This window comes from Chryseobacterium sp. CP-77 (genome assembly GCF_036362765.1).
Lineage (GTDB): Bacteria > Bacteroidota > Bacteroidia > Flavobacteriales > Weeksellaceae > Chryseobacterium > Chryseobacterium cupriresistens.
Genome location: NZ_CP143637.1, coordinates 4,471,900 through 4,493,635, shown reverse-complemented (window position 1 = coordinate 4,493,635; position 21,736 = coordinate 4,471,900). Strand labels below are relative to the sequence as shown.

The 21,736-nt window shown below is 36.3% G+C and carries 18 protein-coding genes; 10 read left to right on the top strand and 8 right to left on the bottom strand.

From position 1 onward, the window contains the following. Position 1 precedes the first annotated feature (1 nt). Both V0410_RS20190 and V0410_RS20185 read left to right on the top strand, forming a co-directional pair. Positions 2-289 carry a GNAT family N-acetyltransferase gene (locus tag V0410_RS20190; RefSeq protein WP_171006298.1) on the top strand — a complete coding sequence of 96 codons (288 nt, stop codon included), beginning with the start codon at positions 2-4 and terminating at the stop codon, positions 287-289. Between the two features lie 456 nt (positions 290-745). Next, complete coding sequence (locus V0410_RS20185) at positions 746-2,305, top strand: sodium:solute symporter (protein WP_330745391.1); 1,560 nt, start codon at positions 746-748, stop codon at positions 2,303-2,305. 72 nt (positions 2,306-2,377) lie between these two features. On the opposite strand, the gene V0410_RS20180 is transcribed toward V0410_RS20185, so the two are convergent. Continuing rightward, positions 2,378-4,612: a reprolysin-like metallopeptidase gene (locus V0410_RS20180; protein ID WP_330745390.1), complete on the bottom strand. Its 2,235-nt coding sequence runs from the start codon at positions 4,610-4,612 to the stop codon at positions 2,378-2,380. Positions 4,613-4,934: 322 nt separating this feature from the next. Between V0410_RS20180 and V0410_RS20175 the strand changes: the two genes are divergently transcribed. The 3 genes from V0410_RS20175 to V0410_RS20165 all read left to right on the top strand — a co-directional run bounded on the left by V0410_RS20175 (position 4,935) and on the right by V0410_RS20165 (position 7,459). After that, on the top strand, positions 4,935-5,453 hold the full coding sequence (locus V0410_RS20175) for a hypothetical protein (RefSeq protein WP_330745389.1): 519 nt from the start codon (positions 4,935-4,937) through the stop codon (positions 5,451-5,453). 110 nt (positions 5,454-5,563) lie between these two features. Then, on the top strand, positions 5,564-6,415 hold the full coding sequence (locus V0410_RS20170; RefSeq protein WP_110010858.1) for a transketolase: 852 nt from the start codon (positions 5,564-5,566) through the stop codon (positions 6,413-6,415). A gap of 99 nt (positions 6,416-6,514) precedes the next feature. Next, positions 6,515-7,459, top strand: a complete 945-nt coding sequence (locus V0410_RS20165; RefSeq protein ID WP_110010857.1) for a transketolase family protein — start codon at positions 6,515-6,517, stop codon at positions 7,457-7,459. Positions 7,460-7,657: 198 nt separating this feature from the next. Here the strand turns inward: V0410_RS20165 and V0410_RS20160 are convergent, their stop codons facing one another. The 4 genes from V0410_RS20160 to V0410_RS20145 all read right to left on the bottom strand — a co-directional run bounded on the left by V0410_RS20160 (position 7,658) and on the right by V0410_RS20145 (position 9,802). Next, complete coding sequence (locus V0410_RS20160) at positions 7,658-8,176, bottom strand: hypothetical protein (RefSeq protein WP_330745388.1); 519 nt, start codon at positions 8,174-8,176, stop codon at positions 7,658-7,660. Beyond that, positions 8,154-8,633 (bottom strand): hypothetical protein, encoded by a 480-nt coding sequence (locus V0410_RS20155; RefSeq protein ID WP_330745387.1) that lies wholly within the window; start codon positions 8,631-8,633, stop codon positions 8,154-8,156. Before V0410_RS20155 ends, V0410_RS20160 begins: the two co-directional genes overlap by 23 nt. Positions 8,634-8,768: 135 nt before the next feature. Further along, the gene (locus tag V0410_RS20150) at positions 8,769-9,302 is read right to left on the bottom strand and encodes a DUF4303 domain-containing protein (RefSeq protein WP_330745386.1); all 534 of its coding nucleotides are present in this window, start codon (positions 9,300-9,302) and stop codon (positions 8,769-8,771) included. A gap of 179 nt (positions 9,303-9,481) precedes the next feature. Next, positions 9,482-9,802: a DUF4870 domain-containing protein gene (locus V0410_RS20145; RefSeq protein ID WP_227944253.1), complete on the bottom strand. Its 321-nt coding sequence runs from the start codon at positions 9,800-9,802 to the stop codon at positions 9,482-9,484. A gap of 238 nt (positions 9,803-10,040) precedes the next feature. Between V0410_RS20145 and V0410_RS20140 the strand changes: the two genes are divergently transcribed. The 5 genes from V0410_RS20140 (at position 10,041) to gwsS (ending at position 15,807) form a co-directional block, all read left to right on the top strand. Then, complete coding sequence (locus V0410_RS20140) at positions 10,041-11,891, top strand: helix-turn-helix transcriptional regulator (RefSeq protein WP_330745385.1); 1,851 nt, start codon at positions 10,041-10,043, stop codon at positions 11,889-11,891. Positions 11,892-12,506: 615 nt separating this feature from the next. Beyond that, complete coding sequence (locus tag V0410_RS20135; protein ID WP_330745384.1) at positions 12,507-12,698, top strand: TIGR04139 family peptide modification target; 192 nt, start codon at positions 12,507-12,509, stop codon at positions 12,696-12,698. A 97-nt stretch (positions 12,699-12,795) separates the two neighbouring features. Beyond that, complete coding sequence (locus V0410_RS20130; protein WP_330745383.1) at positions 12,796-13,662, top strand: hypothetical protein; 867 nt, start codon at positions 12,796-12,798, stop codon at positions 13,660-13,662. Then, positions 13,659-14,564, top strand: coding sequence for a grasp-with-spasm system ATP-grasp peptide maturase (gene gwsG / locus V0410_RS20125; protein ID WP_330745382.1), 906 nt, complete (start codon positions 13,659-13,661; stop codon positions 14,562-14,564). Before V0410_RS20130 ends, gwsG begins: the two co-directional genes overlap by 4 nt. 172 nt (positions 14,565-14,736) lie before the next feature. Further along, positions 14,737-15,807 (top strand): grasp-with-spasm system SPASM domain peptide maturase, encoded by a 1,071-nt coding sequence (gene gwsS, locus V0410_RS20120; protein ID WP_330745381.1) that lies wholly within the window; start codon positions 14,737-14,739, stop codon positions 15,805-15,807. An 84-nt stretch (positions 15,808-15,891) separates the two neighbouring features. Here the strand turns inward: gwsS and V0410_RS20115 are convergent, their stop codons facing one another. The 3 genes from V0410_RS20115 to V0410_RS20105 all read right to left on the bottom strand — a co-directional run bounded on the left by V0410_RS20115 (position 15,892) and on the right by V0410_RS20105 (position 21,734). After that, the gene (locus V0410_RS20115) at positions 15,892-16,269 is read right to left on the bottom strand and encodes a hypothetical protein (RefSeq protein WP_202843392.1); all 378 of its coding nucleotides are present in this window, start codon (positions 16,267-16,269) and stop codon (positions 15,892-15,894) included. A 69-nt stretch (positions 16,270-16,338) separates the two neighbouring features. After that, positions 16,339-16,809 (bottom strand): Lrp/AsnC family transcriptional regulator, encoded by a 471-nt coding sequence (locus V0410_RS20110; RefSeq protein ID WP_002984446.1) that lies wholly within the window; start codon positions 16,807-16,809, stop codon positions 16,339-16,341. Between the two features lie 134 nt (positions 16,810-16,943). After that, on the bottom strand, positions 16,944-21,734 hold the full coding sequence (locus V0410_RS20105) for a translocation/assembly module TamB domain-containing protein (RefSeq protein WP_330745380.1): 4,791 nt from the start codon (positions 21,732-21,734) through the stop codon (positions 16,944-16,946). Positions 21,735-21,736 lie beyond the last annotated feature (2 nt).

Genomic DNA, 21,736 nt, shown 5'->3' with positions numbered 1-21,736 from the left:
TATGATCGAAGTAAAACAAAACAACGACGAAAAACACGGAAGTTTTGAAGCTTTCATAGATGGAAGACGCGCAGGAATGATGACGTATACCTGGGCAGGAGAAGAAAGATTTATTATAGACCACACCGAGGTGGAAGAAGCTTACAACGGAAAAGGCGTAGGCAAGGAAATGCTTCTGGCAGCCGTAGATTTTGCCAGAAAAAATGACAAGAAGATTATTCCCCTCTGCCCTTTCGCTAAGGCAAGTTTCCAGAAAAGTGAGGAACTTCAGGATGTTTTAGTGAATTAGTCACTGTATTACACCCTTACCATACAAACCTTTCAGAGATCGCTCTGAAAGGTTTTTTTATGCAGTTATTTTATTCTCAATACCAGATCTCTGTTAACGCAAAGTTTATTTTGAATTATATTAAATTTTAAGCAGGCAAAGAGTGAATCAATTTTTAATTGGTTTGATGAAGTAAACTGTTTCTATTAACTCAGAAAACAGTATCCGGCTTTAAGACAGAAAAAGTAAAGTTACTTTTTACCGATGTCACTATAAAAAGATGAAAATATAGAGGATCATTTCTTTTATGAGCTTTATAACTTCCAGCTCCAGGCTTCAGACCTTTCTGAAAATACTGGTTTTATCCCAAGCCTGGATCACTTTCAAAAAAGTAATTATATAAAAATTGTGTCTGAACTAAATTCATGATTCACGACTGATCTTTTTTATATATTTGCTAAAATTTAAAAATCAAGAATGAATCCAGGAACTATCCTTTTGTTATTTGTTTTCGTCTATTTTATCGGTCTTTTGGTGATTTCTTATTTCACCAGCCGGAATTCTGATAACCAGTCTTTTTTTATCGGTAACAAAAAGAGTAAATGGTGGCTCGTAGCATTCGGGATGATAGGAACCAGTTTAAGTGGGGTTACTTTTATTTCCGTTCCGGGAACCGTCGGAAAAATGACCGGTTCAGAATACATCTATGGAGGTTTTGAGTACTACATGATGGTAATCGGGTTCTTCATCGGATATTTCATTGTGGCAGCGATATTACTACCACTCTACTACAAGATGAATCTGACTTCTATTTACACGTATCTGGGAAAAAGATTCAATGTGGAGGCGCATAAAATAGGATCTATCTTTTTTATTATTTCAAGAGCAATTGGAGCTACCGCAAGATTATACCTGGTAGTAAATGTTTTACAGATATTTTTACTTGAAGGGTTGGGAGTTCCGTTTTGGGTAACTTCCCTTGTACTTCTGCTGATGGTACTTCTGTACACTTTTGAAGGCGGTGTAAAAACGATTGTTATTACAGATACCCTGCAGACTTCATTTATGATCATCAGCCTTGTAGCTTGTATTGTTTATATTTTATCCAACCTGAATTTATCATTCGGTGAAGCTTATACGATTCTGGAACAGAAAAACTATACTCATTTCATCAATTTTGATCCTAATTCCAAAACCTTTTTCCTGAAAACCATTCTGGGTGGAATTTTCATTACCATTGCCATGACAGGGCTGGATCAGGAAATGATGCAGAAGAATATTTCTGTAGATAACCTTAAGAATTCAAAGAAAAACATGCTGACCTTCGCCGGAACGCTTCTTATCGTGAACCTTGCATTCTTATTCCTGGGAGGGTTGCTATACCTTTTTGCGCTGCAGCATGGAGCGGAATATGGAACTATAAACGGTGAAACGGTAACGAATATTTTCGGATTTAAAGACCCTTCAGGAAACATTAAAAACGTAATGGGAGACGATCTTTTCCCGGCTTTATCGCTTCAGGGATATTTTCCTATGGCTATTTCTGTTATTTTCATCATCGGATTAATTTCAGCCTTATTCCCTTCTGCAGACGGTGCTTTAACAGCTGTAACAAGCTCATATTGTGTAGATTTATTAAACCTTAATGAGGATAAAACCAAAACTGAAAAAGAGAAGAAACGTCTTCGTATGAAAGTGCATTTAACTTTCACTGTCGTTTTCTTTATTCTGATCATGGTTTTCAAGGCATTAAATGATAAATCCATTGTGTACCTGATCATGGAAATTGCAGGATATACGTATGGACCGCTTTTAGGACTTTTCGCCTTTGGAATTTTCACCAGGTTCCAGATTTCAAGAAAATATTCCATCCTTACGGTTACCCTCTTGGCACCTGTATTAACTTATTTAATCAATCTGGCTGTTACAACTTATACCGATTACAAAATTGGAGTCGAACTCATTGTTTTAAACGGATTACTAACCTTCATTGGTCTGTGGCTGGTAAAAAACAAGCAGCACTTAAAAGTCGTTTAACACTTATAAAAAGAAAAAGGCTGTTTTCAATGAAGACAGCCTTTTTCTTTTTATTGGAATCAATGAAATAGATTATTCTTTAATCCACTTGATTGTTTTCTCTAAGTTCTTAGATTTAACCTTGATCAGATAGTCTCCCTGGACAAGGTGAGACAAGTCAAAAGTACCTGTTTTATCATGATTCAGTTTGTTATTTGCCTGAGTGAACACTAATTTTCCGCTTACATCATATACTGTAATATCATATACTTCATTTGAATTGGTAAATTTCACATTCAGTAATCCTTTACTTGGATTAGGATATACGACAAATACATCTTTATTGGCAGCGGTTTCATTCACACCTAATGTCTGGGTAATGGTGAAGTTGACAGGGTTAATGTTGTAGAATACGTTCGTTTCTGCAGCCACCATAATTCTTGCCTGTGTTGTATTTACGTTAGGAATAGTAACAGCTTCAGAACCATCATTCGGAGTAGAAGCCAGGATCAGTGTAGGATAGGTAAGACCGCCGTCTGTTGAAAGATAAATATTCACAGTAGCAGCATTCACAGGAAATGCCGTTGTATTGGCGACATCCCATGTTACCGTCTGAGTGGAATTACCAGCCCAGCTTACCGCTGTAGCAGGTGCAGTTACATTGAAAGGTCCGGAATTTCCATCAACGGTAATAACAGCATCATCATTGGCTACCCCTGCACAACCCGCATTATTATCTCTTACGGTAAGTCTGAACTCCATCGTTCTTGCATAAGATGGTCTAACTTCTCCTTTGGAAACCGTACCATTGATTACATCTGTAAGTTTTGGGAAATATCGGTAAGGAACGGTTACAGGTACATATGATCTGAACAGAGGTGCATTTCCGGTAGGAGCATTCCAGTCGCCTGCCGGGCCTACATCATTCTGCTCCCAGCTGTACGTAAGCGGATTATTATCGATATCTGTCGCAGAACCTTCCAATCTGAATGGTGTACTCTTCGGGATGGTATAATCGCCTCCGGCGTTTACTGTTGGAGCAAAATTATTAACAGGAAGCGTAACCTGACATGTTGTTGACTGAACTTTTGTTGTGATAGACTGATATGATTTGGTATGGAAAGTCGGAATACTGTTAGGAGCCAGGTTATTGGTACTTCCACAAATTCCGGCGTAAGCCATTATGGTAATTCCGCTTCCAGGTTCTACGGCATTAGATGCACTACGGTTACCATTACAACTCCCTGTAATGGCATTAAATGTATGCGGCCCGCCAAACTGATGCCCTACTTCATGGGCTACATAATCAATATCATAAGGATCTCCAACAGGATTAGGTGAACCGGTGATCCCTCTACCTTTATTGGTTGCATTACAGATTACTCCCAATCCGGCTAATCCTCCGCCACCTGTACTGAAGGTGTGTCCGATATCATAATTTGCATTTCCTATCAATAAATCAATCTGGGTCTGGCTCTCATTAATTAACGTACTGGCATTGTTATTTCCGTTAAACGGATCTGTAGCGGCATTTGTAAAGACCACATTGGCTTCATTATCCACCAGCACCAATCTTGAAGCAACTTCCTGTTCGTAAACTCCATTCACCCTGTTTACGGAGGTTACTATAGCTGAAAGTGTCTGTGCTACAGTAGGTGTGGCGGTACCCGTTGCTGCTACAGCATATTCTCCCGTACAAGCCACCGCAAGCCTGAAAACTCTAATTTGATTTCCTACGCTTGGTGCTACGGTCTTTTGAGCGTTTTTTTTTCCCAGGGGAGACTCGTCCTCATCCTTTACTCCACAAGACCTTGGATTTTTATCAATCAAATCACTTTTTTTATAAATGATATAATTGCTGATATCCTGTTTTGCATAGGGATCAATATAAGAATCTCCGGCTACTATAGATTTTATCTGTGCATGAAATCCCAGTTCTGTAAAATCCAGTTTTATGGTGGCGTACTTGTCATCAATTCCCTGTCCTGTAAAAGTAACAATCTGAGGAAACTGGCTGGCTAACCCGGGAGCCATCACTGAAGATTTCCAGATTCTGAATTTTGCTTTGGTGCCGTCAGGCATTGGCAGAACAATAATAGGAGCATTGTCTTTACGATCGCTGTCTTTTAACTCCGGAACGGAATTAAAATAACTTTTCATTCCGGCTACATCCAGTGTGTACGTCAGTGCCTTTTCCGGCTGCACTGTTCTGTTTTTAGGGTCTGCTTTAATGGATCTTTCACTTATTACTGTAAAAAAATCCTGTGCTTTCCCGGAGGAAACGGATATTATAAATATCCCCAGATAAAATAATTGTTTAATTTTCATATATAATGGTTTGTAATTTTTATTCATTCAAATGATAAGGCCAAAGCTAAAAGATAATTAACCAAGGAATAATAATTCAAATAATCTGGAATTATAAAATTAATTAAATTAATCAGATTATTACATACAAAAAATAAAAAATCAAACACAAACCTATAGAAAATGTAAAAATCCGCCTGTATAAAGGCATTAAGCTAAAATAAATTAATTATAATTTTTCTTTTATTTACACAGTTACTTTTACTATTTTAATATCTTTGAAATGTATAAAATAAACAGAATTAAAAATTAATCAAAATAAAAAAATACAACCCTAAAAACCATGAAAAAAATTATCTCATTTTTCGCTTTCCTATTAACATTCAGCTTTATGAGCGCTCAGGACAATTTTGAACTATCAACATTAAGAATCGGGCCGTTTAAAGTCTTTATGCCGAAAGCTGAGGCTGAAAAAATTGCAGGAACAAAGCTGGTTAACGCGGGTGGAGAGAAAAAAAACATGGTAAAGTATAATGGAGAAACCATACAGATTGATCTTTTTGATAATTACATTAATGAGGCCAATCCAAGTGTTCCTTCGATTACCTATATGACAACAACTAGTAAAAAGTTCAAAACCAAAAGCGGAATCGGAGTTGGAAGCACCCGCGACGACCTGATCAATGCCTACAGAAATTACCCCAACTTTAGTGTACGCCCGGATTGGGACTCTAATGGCAAACCGATTAAAGACACCGGTTATTTTAATCTTGAAGACAGCCAGGCAGGAACGCTGTTAAGCTTTAAATTTGTTAATAATATAGTGACCGAAATCTCCGTTTACCTTAATGAAGGCTGTTAAAAGCGGAAAAATATTAAAATCATACAACGATCGGGGTTTTATCTCCGGGCTTTTGCATTTCCGTAAGCCGGTAAAAAATTGTAAATTCGCATACAAATAAATCAGATATAATGAGTAAAAGTATTGAGGAGTTAAAGACTCTTACTACGCAGATCAGAAGAGACATTTTAAGAATGGTTCACGCTGTTAATTCAGGACACCCGGGTGGAAGCTTAGGTTGTACAGAATTCTTTACAGCCCTTTATGGTAAAGTGATGAACTATAAACTTCCTTTCACAATGGAAGGCAAAAATGAAGATCATTTTTATCTATCAAACGGACATATTTCTCCGGTATTCTATTCTACTTTAGCAAGATTTGGTTTCTTCCCTGTTGAAGAACTGAGCACTTTCAGAAAATTAGATTCAAGATTACAGGGACACCCAACAACTCACGAAGGTCTTCCGGGAATCAGAATCGCTTCGGGTTCTCTTGGACAGGGGCTTTCTGTAGCACTTGGAGTAGCTCAGGGTAAAAAATTAGATGGTGATCAGTCTCTTGTTTACTCTCTTCACGGGGATGGTGAGCTTCAGGAAGGTCAGATCTGGGAGGCATTGATGTATGCTTCTGCTAAAAAAGTAGATAACATCATTTCTACTATTGATTACAACGGGCGCCAGATTGACGGAGATACCGATGATGTATTAAGCTTAGGAAATCTTCATGCAAAACTGGAAGCATTCGGATGGACTGTTTTGGAAGAAAAGAACGGTAATGATCTTGAAGCGGTCATTGCAATTCTTGAGAAAGCAAAAACAGAAACCGGAAAAGGAAAACCTGTAGCCATCCTTCTTCATACAGAAATGGGATACGGAGTTGATTATATGATGGGATCTCATGCGTGGCATGGTAAAGCTCCTAATGATGAGCAGTTAGACACGGCATTCAAGCAATTGTACCTGGAAGCTCCGGCTGATTATTAATTATAAATGATAAATTATTATTGATAAATGATGCTTCTGGAACTTTATAATATGATTAATCACTCATCATTTATCAATGATCAAAAACTTTAGTAAAAAATGAAATATACATATACAGAAAAAAAGGACACTCGTTCAGGATTCGGAGCAGGATTAGCAGAATTAGCGGACAAAAATCCTAATGTAGTAGCACTTTGTGCAGACCTTATCGGTTCTCTGAAGATGGAGAAATTCATTGAAAAGGCTCCTGAAAGATTCTTTCAGATTGGTATTGCAGAAGCGAACATGATGGGAATTGCTGCAGGTCTTAGTATTACAGGAAAAATTCCTTTTACAGGAACTTTCGCCAACTTCTCTACTTCAAGAGTATATGATCAGATCCGTCAGTCTATTGCTTATTCTGATAAAAATGTAAAAATCTGTGCATCTCACGCAGGTCTTACTTTAGGAGAAGACGGAGCTACTCACCAGGTTCTTGAAGATATCGGTATGATGAAAATGCTTCCCGGAATGACCGTGATCAACACTTGTGATTACAACCAGACTAAAGCTGCTACCCTGGCGATTGCAGATTTTGAAGGTCCTGTATATTTAAGATTCGGAAGACCTGTGGTTCCTGTATTCATCCCTGAAGATATGCCTTTCGAAATCGGAAAAGGAATCATGCTTCAGGAAGGTACTGATGTAACGATTGTTGCAACAGGACACCTTGTATGGGAATCTCTTGTAGCGGCTGATGAACTTGAGAAAGAAGGTATTTCCTGTGAGGTGATCAATATTCACACGATCAAGCCTCTTGATGAAGAGATCATTTTAAAATCTGTAGAAAAAACAGGTAAAATTGTAACGGCTGAAGAGCACAACTATCTTGGAGGTTTAGGAGAATCTGTTGCAGGTATGCTTGCAAGAAGAAGACCTACAAAACAGGAATTTGTAGCGGTAAATGATACTTTCGGAGAGTCTGCAACACCAGCAGAATTGATGAAAAAGTATCAAATTGATGCGGCTGCAGTAAAAGAAGCTGTAAAGAGAATTTTAGCTTAAAATAAGATATTATATAGGCAAACTCCGGCGGTTTCTTCGAAACCGCCGGAGTTTTTTGTTGGCAGATTTGATTTGTGAAAATCTGTTTTTTGTGATGCATCAACCACCCCATCAAAAATTCTTTGAATTTTTGCCACCCTCCGGAGGAAGGGAATGGTTATACACCATTCTTCATTGTATTAGTTTTTACCCTGATTATTATTGTTCCGGTTGATTCAAAGGAATTCCAACAGCCACGAGAACGGGACATAAAATTTCTTTGATGTATTCATCTTCTCTTCTGTCAGAAGCTTTAGATCCGGAAAAGTAATTGCTGATTCTGTAGTTTTTCACAAACTGATTTCTTTTCTTCCCGATGGAATAATAATATCCACCTCTTTCATCGTTAATAAAATAGGTCATTTCATCAAAGTTCATCAACTTTTTGGAAAGTAACAGTTTTCTGTAAATACACTTTTCTGATTTATCAAAAATATATTTCACAGGAATTCTGAAAAGAAGTTCAAACAGGAAATAAATAATATAAATACTCCATAAGCCCATTGCTATTTTAAACTGGTCGCCAGACATCTTATCCCTAAAATAATACACAATAACAGGAAGTGCAATCACTCCCAGTCCCAGCCACCATACCAGAGTGCGCAGGAAACTGTAATTCGGCATAAAGCTTATTTCACTTCCGTTTTCTTCAAATCTATAGCGATCTCTGATATCCATTCTCAGGATTATTAAGGTTCATTATATCTTCGGTCTCATTGACCATTTTCTGAATTCCTTTCTGAGTAAGTGCCTGGCCTATGGTAAGCTGCTTTTCTTTTCCATCTACTTCAAAGTACATAGACAGCATTACATTTGTGGTGATAAAACCCATATATTTTGTGGCCACCACATGAAAATTTCTGAAATTCTCTATGGGATAGGTTTTTACCGGAACGAAAATGGAGTGTTTTCCGGTAATCGTTTTCCGGTCCATATCAATAACTAATTTCTTGGTAAAGAAATTGATCATAATAAGCACTACTACAGCAATAATAACATAACTGAAAGTTCTTACGCTATTAAAGAGTAATGCTGCTACAATCAGGAAAATAATACAGAGCACGGATACAAATACCGGCTGGTTTTTAAAAATATATTGGTTTCCTTCCTGTTTATAAAATTGGTAGTTGTTCATAAGTAATGTAATTGTTCTTTATATTTTGGATGAGATTTTTCTGTTATTATTACTGTATAAGAGGGCTTCTGAGACAATTATTTTTATCGGGCTTCATATGTATATATTTAAAGTGTTTTTTTATGCATCATATTTTTAATTGCCCCAGGCAGCCATCCAGTTCAGATATTCAATTTTGTATTCATTATCGTTAAGTCTGACGATAAGATCTTTTAGCTTTTCCTTCTCAAACTCATAGTCTGAGACCGTGAAAATCAGGAAAATCTCTTTGCCCGTGATCTTTGTGAAAAAGTTCTCTTTTTTAAGTTTTTCCAGCACTTCAATACAGGTAGAGTACAACTGCATCTGAAAACCTTCAAACCAATGACCATCGTCATCATGTTTAGTAAGCTCTGCCCTCAATTGGGTACAGATCTCATCAAATTCTTCATTAGCCCCTTCCATTTCATAGGTCCATTCTGCCGGTTCATATTTATAATAAAGAGCATCTTCGTCATCCGTATTCTCCATAGATTTCAATGTATTGGCAGCAGGGCAAACCGTCATTGCTCCCTCATCACTGTACAAAGCAAAACTGTAAATACCTTCTGCTCCATGCTTTTCATACACTTCTAAAAAAGCTTTCCTTGCAGCGTCTTCAATTTGCTGTTTCAAAATTTCAAAATCCATACTTCTTTTCTTTTTTAAAATGGGCGTTAAAATTACCTTTATCCTGTCAAATCAGCACATTATATTCGTTATAAGACCAGCCAGTTTCATGATTATAGCTATCCTATTTTTACCATTTTTTGGCTGTCTGATTTTATTATTTTCAAAATGGTCTTTTGTACCCTGTTAATCATCAGATATTATCTAATGAAAGAAAACTTATCTTCAAACATTTTTCCGATCAAGGGTAAAGGTTTTTCAACATCGTTGGCTGCATTAATAATCCCGATAATCATTAACACCAAAGGAATCAAACCTAATATTCCCAGAATTCCGATTTTAGTAACCATCAATACAATATTGAGAATGATAGATAAAAAAATAGAAAAAAGAATTAATCCCAATGATTGTTTCAGATGGTATTTTAAAAGGCTGTTCGACTTTTCTTTTCCGATAAAGAAGGATATCAGCCATCCGAAAAGCGTAATGTAAGAAACAATTGATAAGGTTTTGTTGTCCATAGCTGTAAAATTTTTAATTAATATTCTTTGATTTTTTCTGGCCCAAAATTGCAGAAGAAAAAGATCTCAGACTTCTTTTCAGCAACTACAAAACATCTTCAATGCTGATTACAGATGACTACAAAATGTCTACAAAAACAATTAAACAACTAATAATCAATAAATTAAAAACAAAACATAGTTCTACTTTTTCAGACAGGAAATTGACAGGTGTCTACAATTTTTGTACTTTCACCTTATGAAATTAAAGTACTTACTTTTATACTGTATACTTTTTATCTGCACTTTATATCCCGCACAGAATACATTTATTGATGGTCTTAAGACCCAGTTGAATGAAGGTCATATTTCTACTGCAGAAAGATTCAGAATTTACAATGAGCTCACCGAATATTACAGAGTCAGCGATCAATATGCTACAGCTGAGAAATATGTTCAGCAGCAAATTGATCTTGCTAAAAAAGAAAATGATTATGCTGAAGAAGTAAAAGCGCTTACTCAAAAGGGAATCATCAAACTTAATCAGTCTGAATATGATAAGATTCCACCTATTCTGGATGCTGCGAATGCAATTGTTCAAAAGAGTCATAACAAAACGGCTGAATTATATGCCAACTATCTGAATATCTATTATAGAAATGCACTTGGCGAACTTGAAAGTACCATCAAGCTTGTTCAGAAAGTTCTTCCCACCGTTGAAAAACAACCTTCTGAAATCTTATTAAATGCAAAGCTCAATTATCTCCTGTATGGAATTTATACGGAATGGAACGATGCTGACAATGCCACCAGATATGCCAAAAAATCCATAGAGCTTGCTGAAAAGGCGGGAAACAAAAATTTACTCAGCTCTACCTATTCAGCGCTGGCTGTCTGCTACTCCTTTCAATATGAGAAAAGCGGAAACTTAAAAGATCTTAAACCCGTCATAGAGATGTGTAAGAAAGCTGTTGGCCTGTACCATCAATTTCCCGGTCATGTCTCATCCCATGTGCATGCAATGGCACTGCTGAATCTTACCAACTATTATCTGAGCTATCCGGTTATGACTCCCGAAATCCGTGAGGAAATTCAGAATAATGCCCACGAAATCCTGACCCTTACCCAGCACACCACTCTTAATCAGAGTATGCAGGCAGGTGCGCTTGGTATTTTAAGCAATCTTGCTTCACGGGATCAGAATGATGCTTTATCAGAGCAATACCTTTTGAAAGCTGAACAGATTCTGCTTACCCAGCAACCGGTTTATTATCACGTGATGATCAATGTGGTAAAAAATCTTGCAGAGCTTTATGCAAAACAGAAAAATTACCGGAAAGCTTATGAGTATGAGACAAAAGTAACAGAATACAGCAATCTTCTCTTTGATGAAGGCCAGGCTGAAACTGCAAAAAGATTGGAAGCTCAGTATCAATCGCAGAAAAAAGAATCTGAACTCAGATCTCTCACCGAAAAAACGGCCAGTCTGAAAAAGGAAAAACTTCTTTATATTATACTGGGAATCATAGGATTGATTGGAGCCTTCTTTATGTTCCGTTCTTATCATTTTAAACTGCGGTATTCTATAGAAAGGGAAAATAAGCTTGATACAGAAAAGCATGAAGCAGAAATGCAGGTCAAACTTCAGGAGGAAGAGCAGGCCAGATTAAGGGCAGAACAGGAACTACTTACCCTTCAGCAGCAAAAACTTCAAAGTGAGGTACTGGCGAGCCAGCTTCATATTCAGCATAAGAATGAGGTTCTGCAGCAGCTTCAGACCCAGCTTTCCGATACGGATATTAATATTCATCAGGTGGTAAAAGGAGAAAATCGGGTTGACAATGATTTTGAAAAAATCAGATTCACCATTCAGGAACTGCATCCTGATTTCTTCAAAAATATCAATGAAAAAGCTAAACAAAAACTTACAGCACTGGATTTGAAATACTGTGCTTACCTCTATCTGGGAATGGACACCAAACAAATTGGCAACCTCCTCAATGTAGAACCCAAAAGTGTAAGAATGACCAAATACCGTCTGAAAAAGAAGTTCGGTCTGGATCATGATACCGCTTTAGAATCTTTTTTCCAGGGGGTGTTTTCTGAGTAACAATATATATTTTACTTTATACTAAACTGAAAGCTTTTCATCCTGAGATTGAAAAGCTTTTTTATACTTAAAATTCATTTGTTAATATCCAAAGTTTTAAAATCAGAGGTTTTCTATAAAAACTGAGGGGATACTTACATGGTTTTTGGTGCTAAAAAAGTTGATTTTATATAAAACAAATCACAAGAAGCATACAAATAGTACCCAAAAACAAGTTATTCAACATCTTATTTCCAGGCTTACATCACTTATTTTCCGGTATTGTACAATAGAAAATATTACCGTACAAACTATTGTTAAAGTCAGTAGCTTTCTTTTTATAGCCGTTATGTAATTTATACTTTTTCGAATTTCAAATATTTCACCAAAGCCCAGCTCCTATTCAGAGTAAAATTTGCATTTGTACACAAAGCAAAATACAAATCATTTACACATTTTATCCCTATAAAGTGATCTAAATATTTATAGTTTTATCCCATCAACGTTGACAAAATGTATTCTTCAGATTGACAATACAAGTGTACAGTGTATAATAAATAGGAAGAATTATTCACCCAAAGTCAAGGGTTAATTTGACACAAATGATTTATATAAAAACAATTAAAAATTACACACATGAAAAAATTAAATGGAATGAAGAGTGGCTTCTCTTCTTTGGAAAACAAAAAGTTAAATGATTTAAAGGTGATCAAAGGAGGTTTAATGGAATCCTCGGCTGTCAATTATGTTGCTACAAATAGCGGAGACTGTTATGATAAAGAAACATGGATTGATCATAAACTTGATTCAACTTTATATGTCTGCTAAGATCAATAAGAGTGTTAATATATTGTCTGGGGAGGAAAATAATTCCTCCCTTTTTACCAATAAGAGTATCGTTAATACAATAAATACTGATCACCTAATGAAACGAAATTCAATTTTAATATTCCTCCTCATTACTCTTTTCATTATTCTTTCCTGCAAAAGCAAGGATTATATCATTTATTATAACAAAGTAAATGAAATTGACAGTCTTTACCGGATAGCTAACCAACCCGAAGAAGCAATAAAACAGTATAAGAAATTATTCAAAAAATACAGCCCTAAAAATCAGGAACGTATTAAAGAATATGAGACATATATTAAGCTGGCTGATCAACATCAAAAGAATTTCGGTGGAAAGAAAAGTCTATATAAGCTTATCCCTCTAATAGCTCCCTATGAAGGTTCGGAAAAAAGCTATTTCGGTCTGTTTCAAAAATACGGTATCGATAGTACTGAGGTGAGAAAAAGAATTGCAAACTGGAAAAAAGGTTTAAATAGACGGCTCGTAGATTCTTTCAGCGTGGCATTTGTCCGTGATCAGGCTGAAAATAGGGAAAACTTTCAGCTCATGGAAAAAAATGACAGAATAAATGCACAACTCTTGAAATGGACCTTTGAAAACTATGGTTATCCTTCAGTACAAAAAATCGGACTTATCGGAAATGACGGTATATTTATGCCCATGCATCCCTTGTTCAGTCATATGGTAGATGAAAAAGAATATCCTTATTTAAAAGCAAAAATGCTGGAATATATAAAATCAGGAGACTGCATCCCAAAAGACTATGCTAATATGGTCGACCGCCACAATCTGCAAATCAGCAAGGAAGGAACCCTATATGGTATTTACCTAAGTTATGATGCTATTGTGGATACAATAAAAGCCAATCAGGAAAGAAAAAAAATAGGTATACCCAGTATTAAACATTCTTCTAAAATCACCAAAGATTACTTCAAAAAATGATTCTTATTATTTCCAACAACAATGAAAGAACCACTAATAAAATTATAAAATGGCTTCTTGAAATGAAAAAGCAATTCATCCGTATCCATGAAGATGAAATTTTTGAAATTGCAGTGGAGAACAAAAAAATACTGTTAAGGAGTAGCAGAAGTTCTTTTTTTCTGGATGAGATCGCAAGTGTGTGGTACAGGAGAGGCAGATTAAAAATCAAACGCTTAAGGTATGAAAACCCTTCTGTAAATGCTCACATGAATGAAGTACAGCATTGGCTGGAAGATTATGTAAGAGCGGTACTGGAGTCCAAAAAACATATCAACAAAGAAAGCAATAGTGATATTAATAAACTCCTGGTATTGGAAGAAGCTAAAAAAAAAGGGTTAGAAATTCCTGAATATTACCTGGCAGATAATACGGATCAGGTTTCCCTGAATAAAACTATTATAAAAACCATTGGTGGAAATCCTATTTTGGATGACATTGATAAAGATTTAAATGGTATCATGTATACCTCAACGGTACACAAAAGAGAGAAAGCAAAGTTTTTCATTACATTCTTTCAGGATAAGATTGATAAAGAATTTGAAATCAGAACATTTTATCTCAATGGAAAATGCTATTCAATGGCTATTTTTTCTCAAAATGATAAACAGACCCAAACAGATTTCAGAAAATATAATTTAGAAAAACCCAATAGAACTATTCCTTACAAATTAACATTTGACATTGAAGAAAAAATACACCTTCTGATGCATGCATTAGATCTTAATTGCGGATCATTAGATTTTATCAAAGGAAAAGATGGTAAATTTTATTTTTTAGAAGTCAATACTATTGGGCAGTTTCTGGGATTGTCTCATACCTGTAACTATTCGTTGGACAAAGAAATAGCAGATTACTTATGAAAATTAAAGTTAAAGAAAAAAATAAGCTTCCACTTACCTTCAAACATATAGAGCCATTCAATGATCAGAAACTTAAAAAGCCTAATGATGTCGTCTATGTTTTAGAGTGCAAAAAATATCAGACGAATTATTATATAAGAGAAAGACCTATCAAATCATTGAACCGGCTACTATGAAATACTTCAATTTATTCTCAAACATCCTCATCACCAAAGGAGCCACCAGAATTCTCATTTCAGATCTACAGAGAAATGTATCGGAACTGTATCCGCTGGAGTTGTATGAAATTATAGAAGGGCTGAAAAACAGTTCTGTTGAAGACCTGCTGAAAGATTATGATCAGGAATCCAAAGTAATTATTCAGCAATACATCAATCTTCTATTGGAAAAAGAATATGGATTTATTACAAAGAGTGATTGGGACAGAAATTTTCCTCCTCTTTCTTTTGAACATCATGAGCCCAGCGCTATCACCAATCTCTTTATCGAAATAGAAGATATCGGGATCATAAAGAAGATATTTCCGTCAATAGAAAATCTTGGGATTAAGCATTTGGTTATTTACAGCTTAAAACCTTTACCCTTAAAAGATTGTATAGAAATTGATGAAATTTTTAAAACCTCAGTGTTATCAGGAATAGAAATTTTCTCACCGTTTCACCAGGAAGTCAACCTCTCGTTTATAAAGGCTCTTCAAAAAAATACGGTCAGAATATACAGTCTCATTTTTTACAATTGTCTGGAAGCTCCTTTCAAAGTTAAAGATGAATATAGATTCTCACTGAATTTTCTGAAAGATGATCTGAAAATATCTGCCTGTGGAAAAGTGGAACTGAAATACTTCAATACCAATATCACTAAAGTTATAGAAGCAGTGAACCACAATTCCTGCCTGTATAAAAAGGTAGGTATCGATAGAAAAGGTGACATCAAAAATTGTCCACTGATGAATGAAAGTTTTGGGAACGTTGATAACAAGATTCTTGAAGAAGCTATCAATCAACCTGAATTCACAAAATACTGGAACCTCACCAAAGATCAAATTGAAATATGCAAAGACTGTGAATTCCGTTATGTCTGTACAGACTGCAGGGCATATACTGAAAACACATTAAAAAACAAAGAAGGCCTGAATATATCAAAACCTCTGAAATGTAGCTATAATCCTTATACGGGCGCTTGGGATGACTGGTCAAAAAATCCTTTAAAACAAGAAATTTTTAATTCCCTGGTACTCAGATAATTTTTTTCATAATCCTTGTTAATTGAAAACCGCTTTTAAATCTAATTTAAAAGCGGTTTGTTATTTTATCGTATTGATTAAATTTTATTTAAAAAACTTCCATTTCGGGATAATGGCAAGCATTCCGAATCCTGTAAACAGAAAAAGATTGGTGACGTCCGTATACAAAAATGTAGACAGATAGTAATTGTGCATAAAGAAATGCAGCACCAGTAAAGCCGGAAACATAAAGATTCCTGCCTTTTTGTAGAAGAACATCAGCACCAGCCCTATCATCATCAGTATGTCAATAGAAAAAATCACATAGAAGTACCACCTCGGAATCTGAAGGTATTCATGCTGCAGATATTCATCCACATCGATACCAAGTCCCATAATAGTAAACAACATCAAGGCTGCAAACGCCAAAATAAATCCCCATCCTTTCTTTGGGTCTTCGTCAAAATAGCTGTATTCTTCCATATCTACAAAAATAAAGAACTTATGAGAGATTTCATAAGTTCTTTTATAATTATTCGTTTAAAATTTGACTTACACAGAGATTGCGTTGATCAGTCTGTTTTTGTCACTTAAGAATTCCTCCATAGAGATCATACTTTCAGTTCTCATTACATCCTGAATGTCGTCGATCTGGTAAATAATTCTTTTGGCATCATCAGTATTCTTAGCTCTTACTTTACAGAAAATATTATATTTTCCTGAAATAACGCTAGCCTCGATTACGTTAGGAATAGTTGACAATTCTTTCAATACTTCCTGAGTACGGTTTGATTTTGTCAAAAGGATACCTATGAAAGCTGTAAAGTGATAATCCAGCTTACCATAATCGATGTTAAGAGATGATCCCAAAATAATACCTGCATCTTCCATCTTTTTCACTCTTACGTGAATTGTTCCAGCAGAAACATCCATCTGCTTTGCAATTTCAGTAAAAGGCATTCTTGTGTTTTCTACTAAGAAATCAAGAATCTTCTTGTCTATTTCGTCCAGTTGATAGTTCATATTAGTTAAATTACAATTTCTTTAAAAAATCTATGTATTTTTTGCAAATTTACGAAAAATAATTTAACTAAAAAATATATATCAAATATTAACAATAATTAACACAGATGATAAAAATCATTAAAATATTCTAATTATTTACCATTCGATTTTATAGAATCTGTTTTTATTTCACCTTTTGCGTCTGAAGTTTTTTTGTCTTTTTTCTTCTTTTTAAACAAAGAATTGAAGCTTTTACTCCACACTACCCCTCCTCCATAAGCTTGATTAGCAGAACCGTTTGTACTCACCATTCCGATGTTTGTAGGCTTGGAATACGCACGTATCACCAATGAGCCATCATTCTTTTTAGACAGATCATATTCTACAGATCCTTCCGTGGACAGATAATTGTTTTGTGCACCATCCGTTTTTGATAACGGAATACCCAAACCAGTCTTGATATTAACTCTCGGGGAAAGGGCTACACTTACTCCCGCATTAGCCCTGTCTCCATAGTTCGAGTTCTGATCTCCTTTCACATAATTAAGGTCAATCTGAAATTCGTTACTCATCGTATTAAGAACAGATCCCAACTGCTTCAGAAGTATATTATATCCTGAGGATTCCGCTACATTTCCTACATTTACATCGAATCCACCTGTATTGGATACGTTAAAGGTACTCAATAGCAATACAGATCCGAACTGGAGAACCTTCTCTCCTTCCTGGCTCATTTTCGCAGCTAGTGTTTCTCTTACCTGACTGGACACATCCATTGCAGTCACATTAAGATCAATCTGAGGGTCTACCAACGACTGGGTGATATGGGCCTGCAGCAGAATACTGATAGGCTGCAGTTTCCCCATACTAAGATATTCTCCCGCATTGGAAACCATTCTGATGTAATTGGCATTAATATCCAGCATAGGTTTCATCGCATCACCATCCCACCTTATACTGCTGTTTCTTTCGATCTGGAATGTTTTATTAAGAATGGCCTTAGAGACAAATGTTCCGTTATCTACTTTATAGGTACCGCTCATCGCAATATTCCCCTGTCTGTTCATATGGAATCTCAACGGATCGGCTGATCCTTTTACCGTAATATTTCCCACATCGTCTCCTACCAGTACATTTACGGTGGTTCCTTTATCTACCGCGAGATTGAAGTCAATATTCATATTGGCTCCTGTTTTCTTCTTTTCTTCAAGCGTAATCAGACCATCTTTTCCTTCTTTCAGGAACCTCAGCATTTTAAATTCTTCTACATTGGACGTTGAGCTGGAATTAAAGGTAAAGGTACTTCCGTTAAGCGCCTTCATATTAGGAGTGGTTATACTTAATCCTGAAACAGGTCCGTCCACGTACAGATCTCCCTGTCCGTACACTCTTCCCCAGAACAGGTCAAAATCTTTTTGCGTGGTATTCAGCATCAACAGGTTGTCTGCTCTCATTACGAGAGATACCCCCATGGAAGAAAGGGTTTCAAACTGAATCGCTCCGGAGATATTCCCTTTGGAATTGGTTCTTCCGTCGTGTACTTCAATATTGTTGAGGATAGCAAGTCCTCTGGAAAGCTGAATCACAGTATCATCAAATGAATAATCTACCCCGGTAAACAATAGTTTTAATCCAAAATCTTTTAATGCAATATCTCCGCTATAATCAAGATTGTTAAGCTTTCCATTGATTTTAAGATCTCCTGTAGCTTTTCCTCGAAGATTTCCGAAAACCGTCTGCACAAACTGCTGGGTAAACGCGAGGTCAAAATCACGCATTTCTGCAGTAAGATCAATAATCGGGGAAGAAGTATTATTATTAACTGTTCCTGTCAGATTAAGGCTGTTGTTTCCAAGTACGCCGGCAGAGTGAACTTTCACATCAATATCATATACATTCAGTGAGAATCCATTGGTGGCAGAAATAGAGATATCTCCCATATCATTGCCATTCATCTTGATATCATCAATATTAAGATCTACCAGTGGCTGAAGGGTACTTTTATCCATTTTGATCTTAACACTTCCATTGGCGAGACCTTTAATGTCCATGGTGTTTCCTCCGGACTGCATTTCCAGCAGCTTTTCTACCGCAAAATCGTTGATATCTGCATCTACATAAAAGTCTTTCGCAGACTTAAACTGGGCTTCTTTAATAAACAAAGCACTTTTATCGGAATATACCCTCAGATTCCTGATATCAAAATCTCCGGTTTTCTTTCTGTAGGTAATAGAGTGATTCAGCTCAGGACTTGTATCTATAGCCCAGGTAACTTCATTGAATTTTACCTCGGTAGGTTCAAACCTGAATACATAATCACCTGCTGCATCAGTAGACTGATCTACGTTGATGGCGTATTCCTTAAGCTTTTCGTTAAGCTCATCATCAGGACTTCCATGCTTGAACACGGTTGCTAAATGAAGTGTATTTCCATTTTCATTATTCCCTTTAAGCTCAAAATCTTTAATTACATTTTTATTATAAATGACTCTGTTGATCTTAGCATACAATTGCTGGTTCAGGTCACCTGTGTTAATTCTCACTTTAACACTATCCACCATTGCACTGTCTCTGCTGAGATTTTTTCGGTCATTAATTTTATAATCAGGATTTGAAGATGCCAGCGCCTGGTCAGCATCTGTAATCTCCTCTTCCTTGGTCATTATATATTTTAAAGATGCCGCATCAAGATTCAGGATCAGGTTGTTGGAATTCCCATCATATTCCCCTTCTACAAGAGCTCCCTGTGGTAATCTCAATTCGGGTAAGAAATAATTAACAAGGCCCTGCTGGACATCAAACTTCAACGCAAAATTCTGTCCACGGTATAATTTTCTTGGCGGCGGTCCCACTAATATTTTCCCTACTCCATTTTCTACCATTCCTGCAAGATCTGCAAGGTTATATTTTCCTGAAATTTTACCTGTCGCTGCTCCCGTAGCATCTACATCAATGACACGACCTCCTGCTTCAACAAACGTTTTTAACCTGGCATTCGGAATATTATATTTTTGAGTAGCTGAAGCAAAGTGAAGGTTATTGGCATTTACATCTAAAGTAAGATCGTTGATAGAAGACATGGCCATTTTCCCTTCAACCTGACCACTTACCACCTGAGTGCCGGGCTTGTTGGTAAAGTAATTCATGTTCAGGTAAGTAACGTCTGCATTAACGTCCATAGCAATCCTTGAAGTACTGAAATCGATCAATCCTTTGACCGTAGCTTTAGCCTGCTCATCATTAACAGTGATGAGTCCGTTATATTTTTTATGATCCAATAAACCATCCAGATACAGATTATTGATCGTTTTATCCATAATTTCAATACTGGCAATCTGAGATTTCGTTGTCAGACGCATGGTATTGACATCAAAACTTTGTCCGTTAAGATCAAATTTACCGGAAATTAAACCTACTGCTTTATTCTTTGTGATGACTGAGGTATTCAGATCTTTTACATCAAGATAACCGGAATATTTCGGCATAGCAGTACTGTAGCCAGTCAAGGTAAGTTTGGAAATTTTCGCCTGCCCGATTCCTGTCATTAAGTTACCATTATCCACATAAATCTGATCCGGATTCACTTTTGCAGTTCCGTTATATTTCAGTTTTCCGAAATCATCTGCAAAGTTCTTCATCTTTTTGGAGATGAATGAAGGCATCATAGCTTTTAAATCCTTGTAGGTAAAATCTGTGGAAAGATCTTTTGTTTCAATAGCAAAATTTCCTTTCAGCAGATTGTCAACCTTCATCGTTTTGGTAGCAATATTGACGTCAGGATTTCTGATCAGAAAGTTTTCCAGGTGGAATTTATTCAATGGCCCAGTCATTACCCCTGAAAGATTAAAAGGTTTAATATTATCCCAGTTGGTTACAAAATAGCTGATATCATATCCGCTTAGCTGGCTTCCTTGTTTAATATTCATGTCCCAGCGTACTTTGTCTGCAAAATCTGCCCAGGATCCGTCGTGAAGATTAAATTTGATATCTCCCTGAAGTAAGGTATGATCTGTATTCAGGGTAAGGTCTTTTAACGACAAAAACTGCTTCGTTAGAGACAGTTCTGTTGAAAAGGTATCCACAAAGTGAGATTTCCCCCACCTTGAAGTTACAAATGACATATTATTAATCAACGCCGAAACATTCGGTCCGTTGACTTTTACATTGGGTGCTTTTAAATTGAACTTTGTGGCTGTCAGCCATTTCCCCTGATCTCCGGGAGAATTTTCATTAACGATGGAAACCTTAGAATCAATGATCTGAATTCTGGAATTCAGCTGAAAAGGAGGTTTCTTGGGATCTCTTTTCTTACCGTTGTCAAAGAGTTCTACAAACCTTACAAAATTGGATATACTGTCTCCTTTATAAGTAATTACTTTTACATCGGCATTCACAAGAGCCAGAGAGTTAAAACTCAAAGAATTGCTGTTTCCTGAGATGGCATTTACTGCCAGAGACATCCAGTCTGAGTCTGCACGAAATTCACGGGCTGTAATAAAATCAAAACCTTTATAATCTTTTACTTTTAAACCTTTAATGGTTACATCACCGAAGTAATTGACATCTACACTTTCTGTAGAAAAATCAGATTTAAAATCATTATTAACAAGCTTCAGCGCCTGATCAGCGGCCCATCTTTTCGTAACCGGAAGGTTGATGGCAATAAGAACTCCACCTACAAGGAAAATTCCCAGCCAAAAGAGAATCAAGAGAAGCTTTGCCCACCAGGTATAGCTGGTAACATCCTTTACAGCCTGTTTCCCAAACTCTTCAGCTGTTTCTACAGGATGATGTATCGCATCCGAAGCAAGCTCAGATGCTTCTTTCACTGTTTCCCGTACTTTTCCCTCTACATTTTCAACAGTTTTCTGTACCTGATCCCCTAGGTTTTCAGCTACTGATTTTTTATTCTCATTCTCGTTATTATTCTCTAACTTTGCCATTA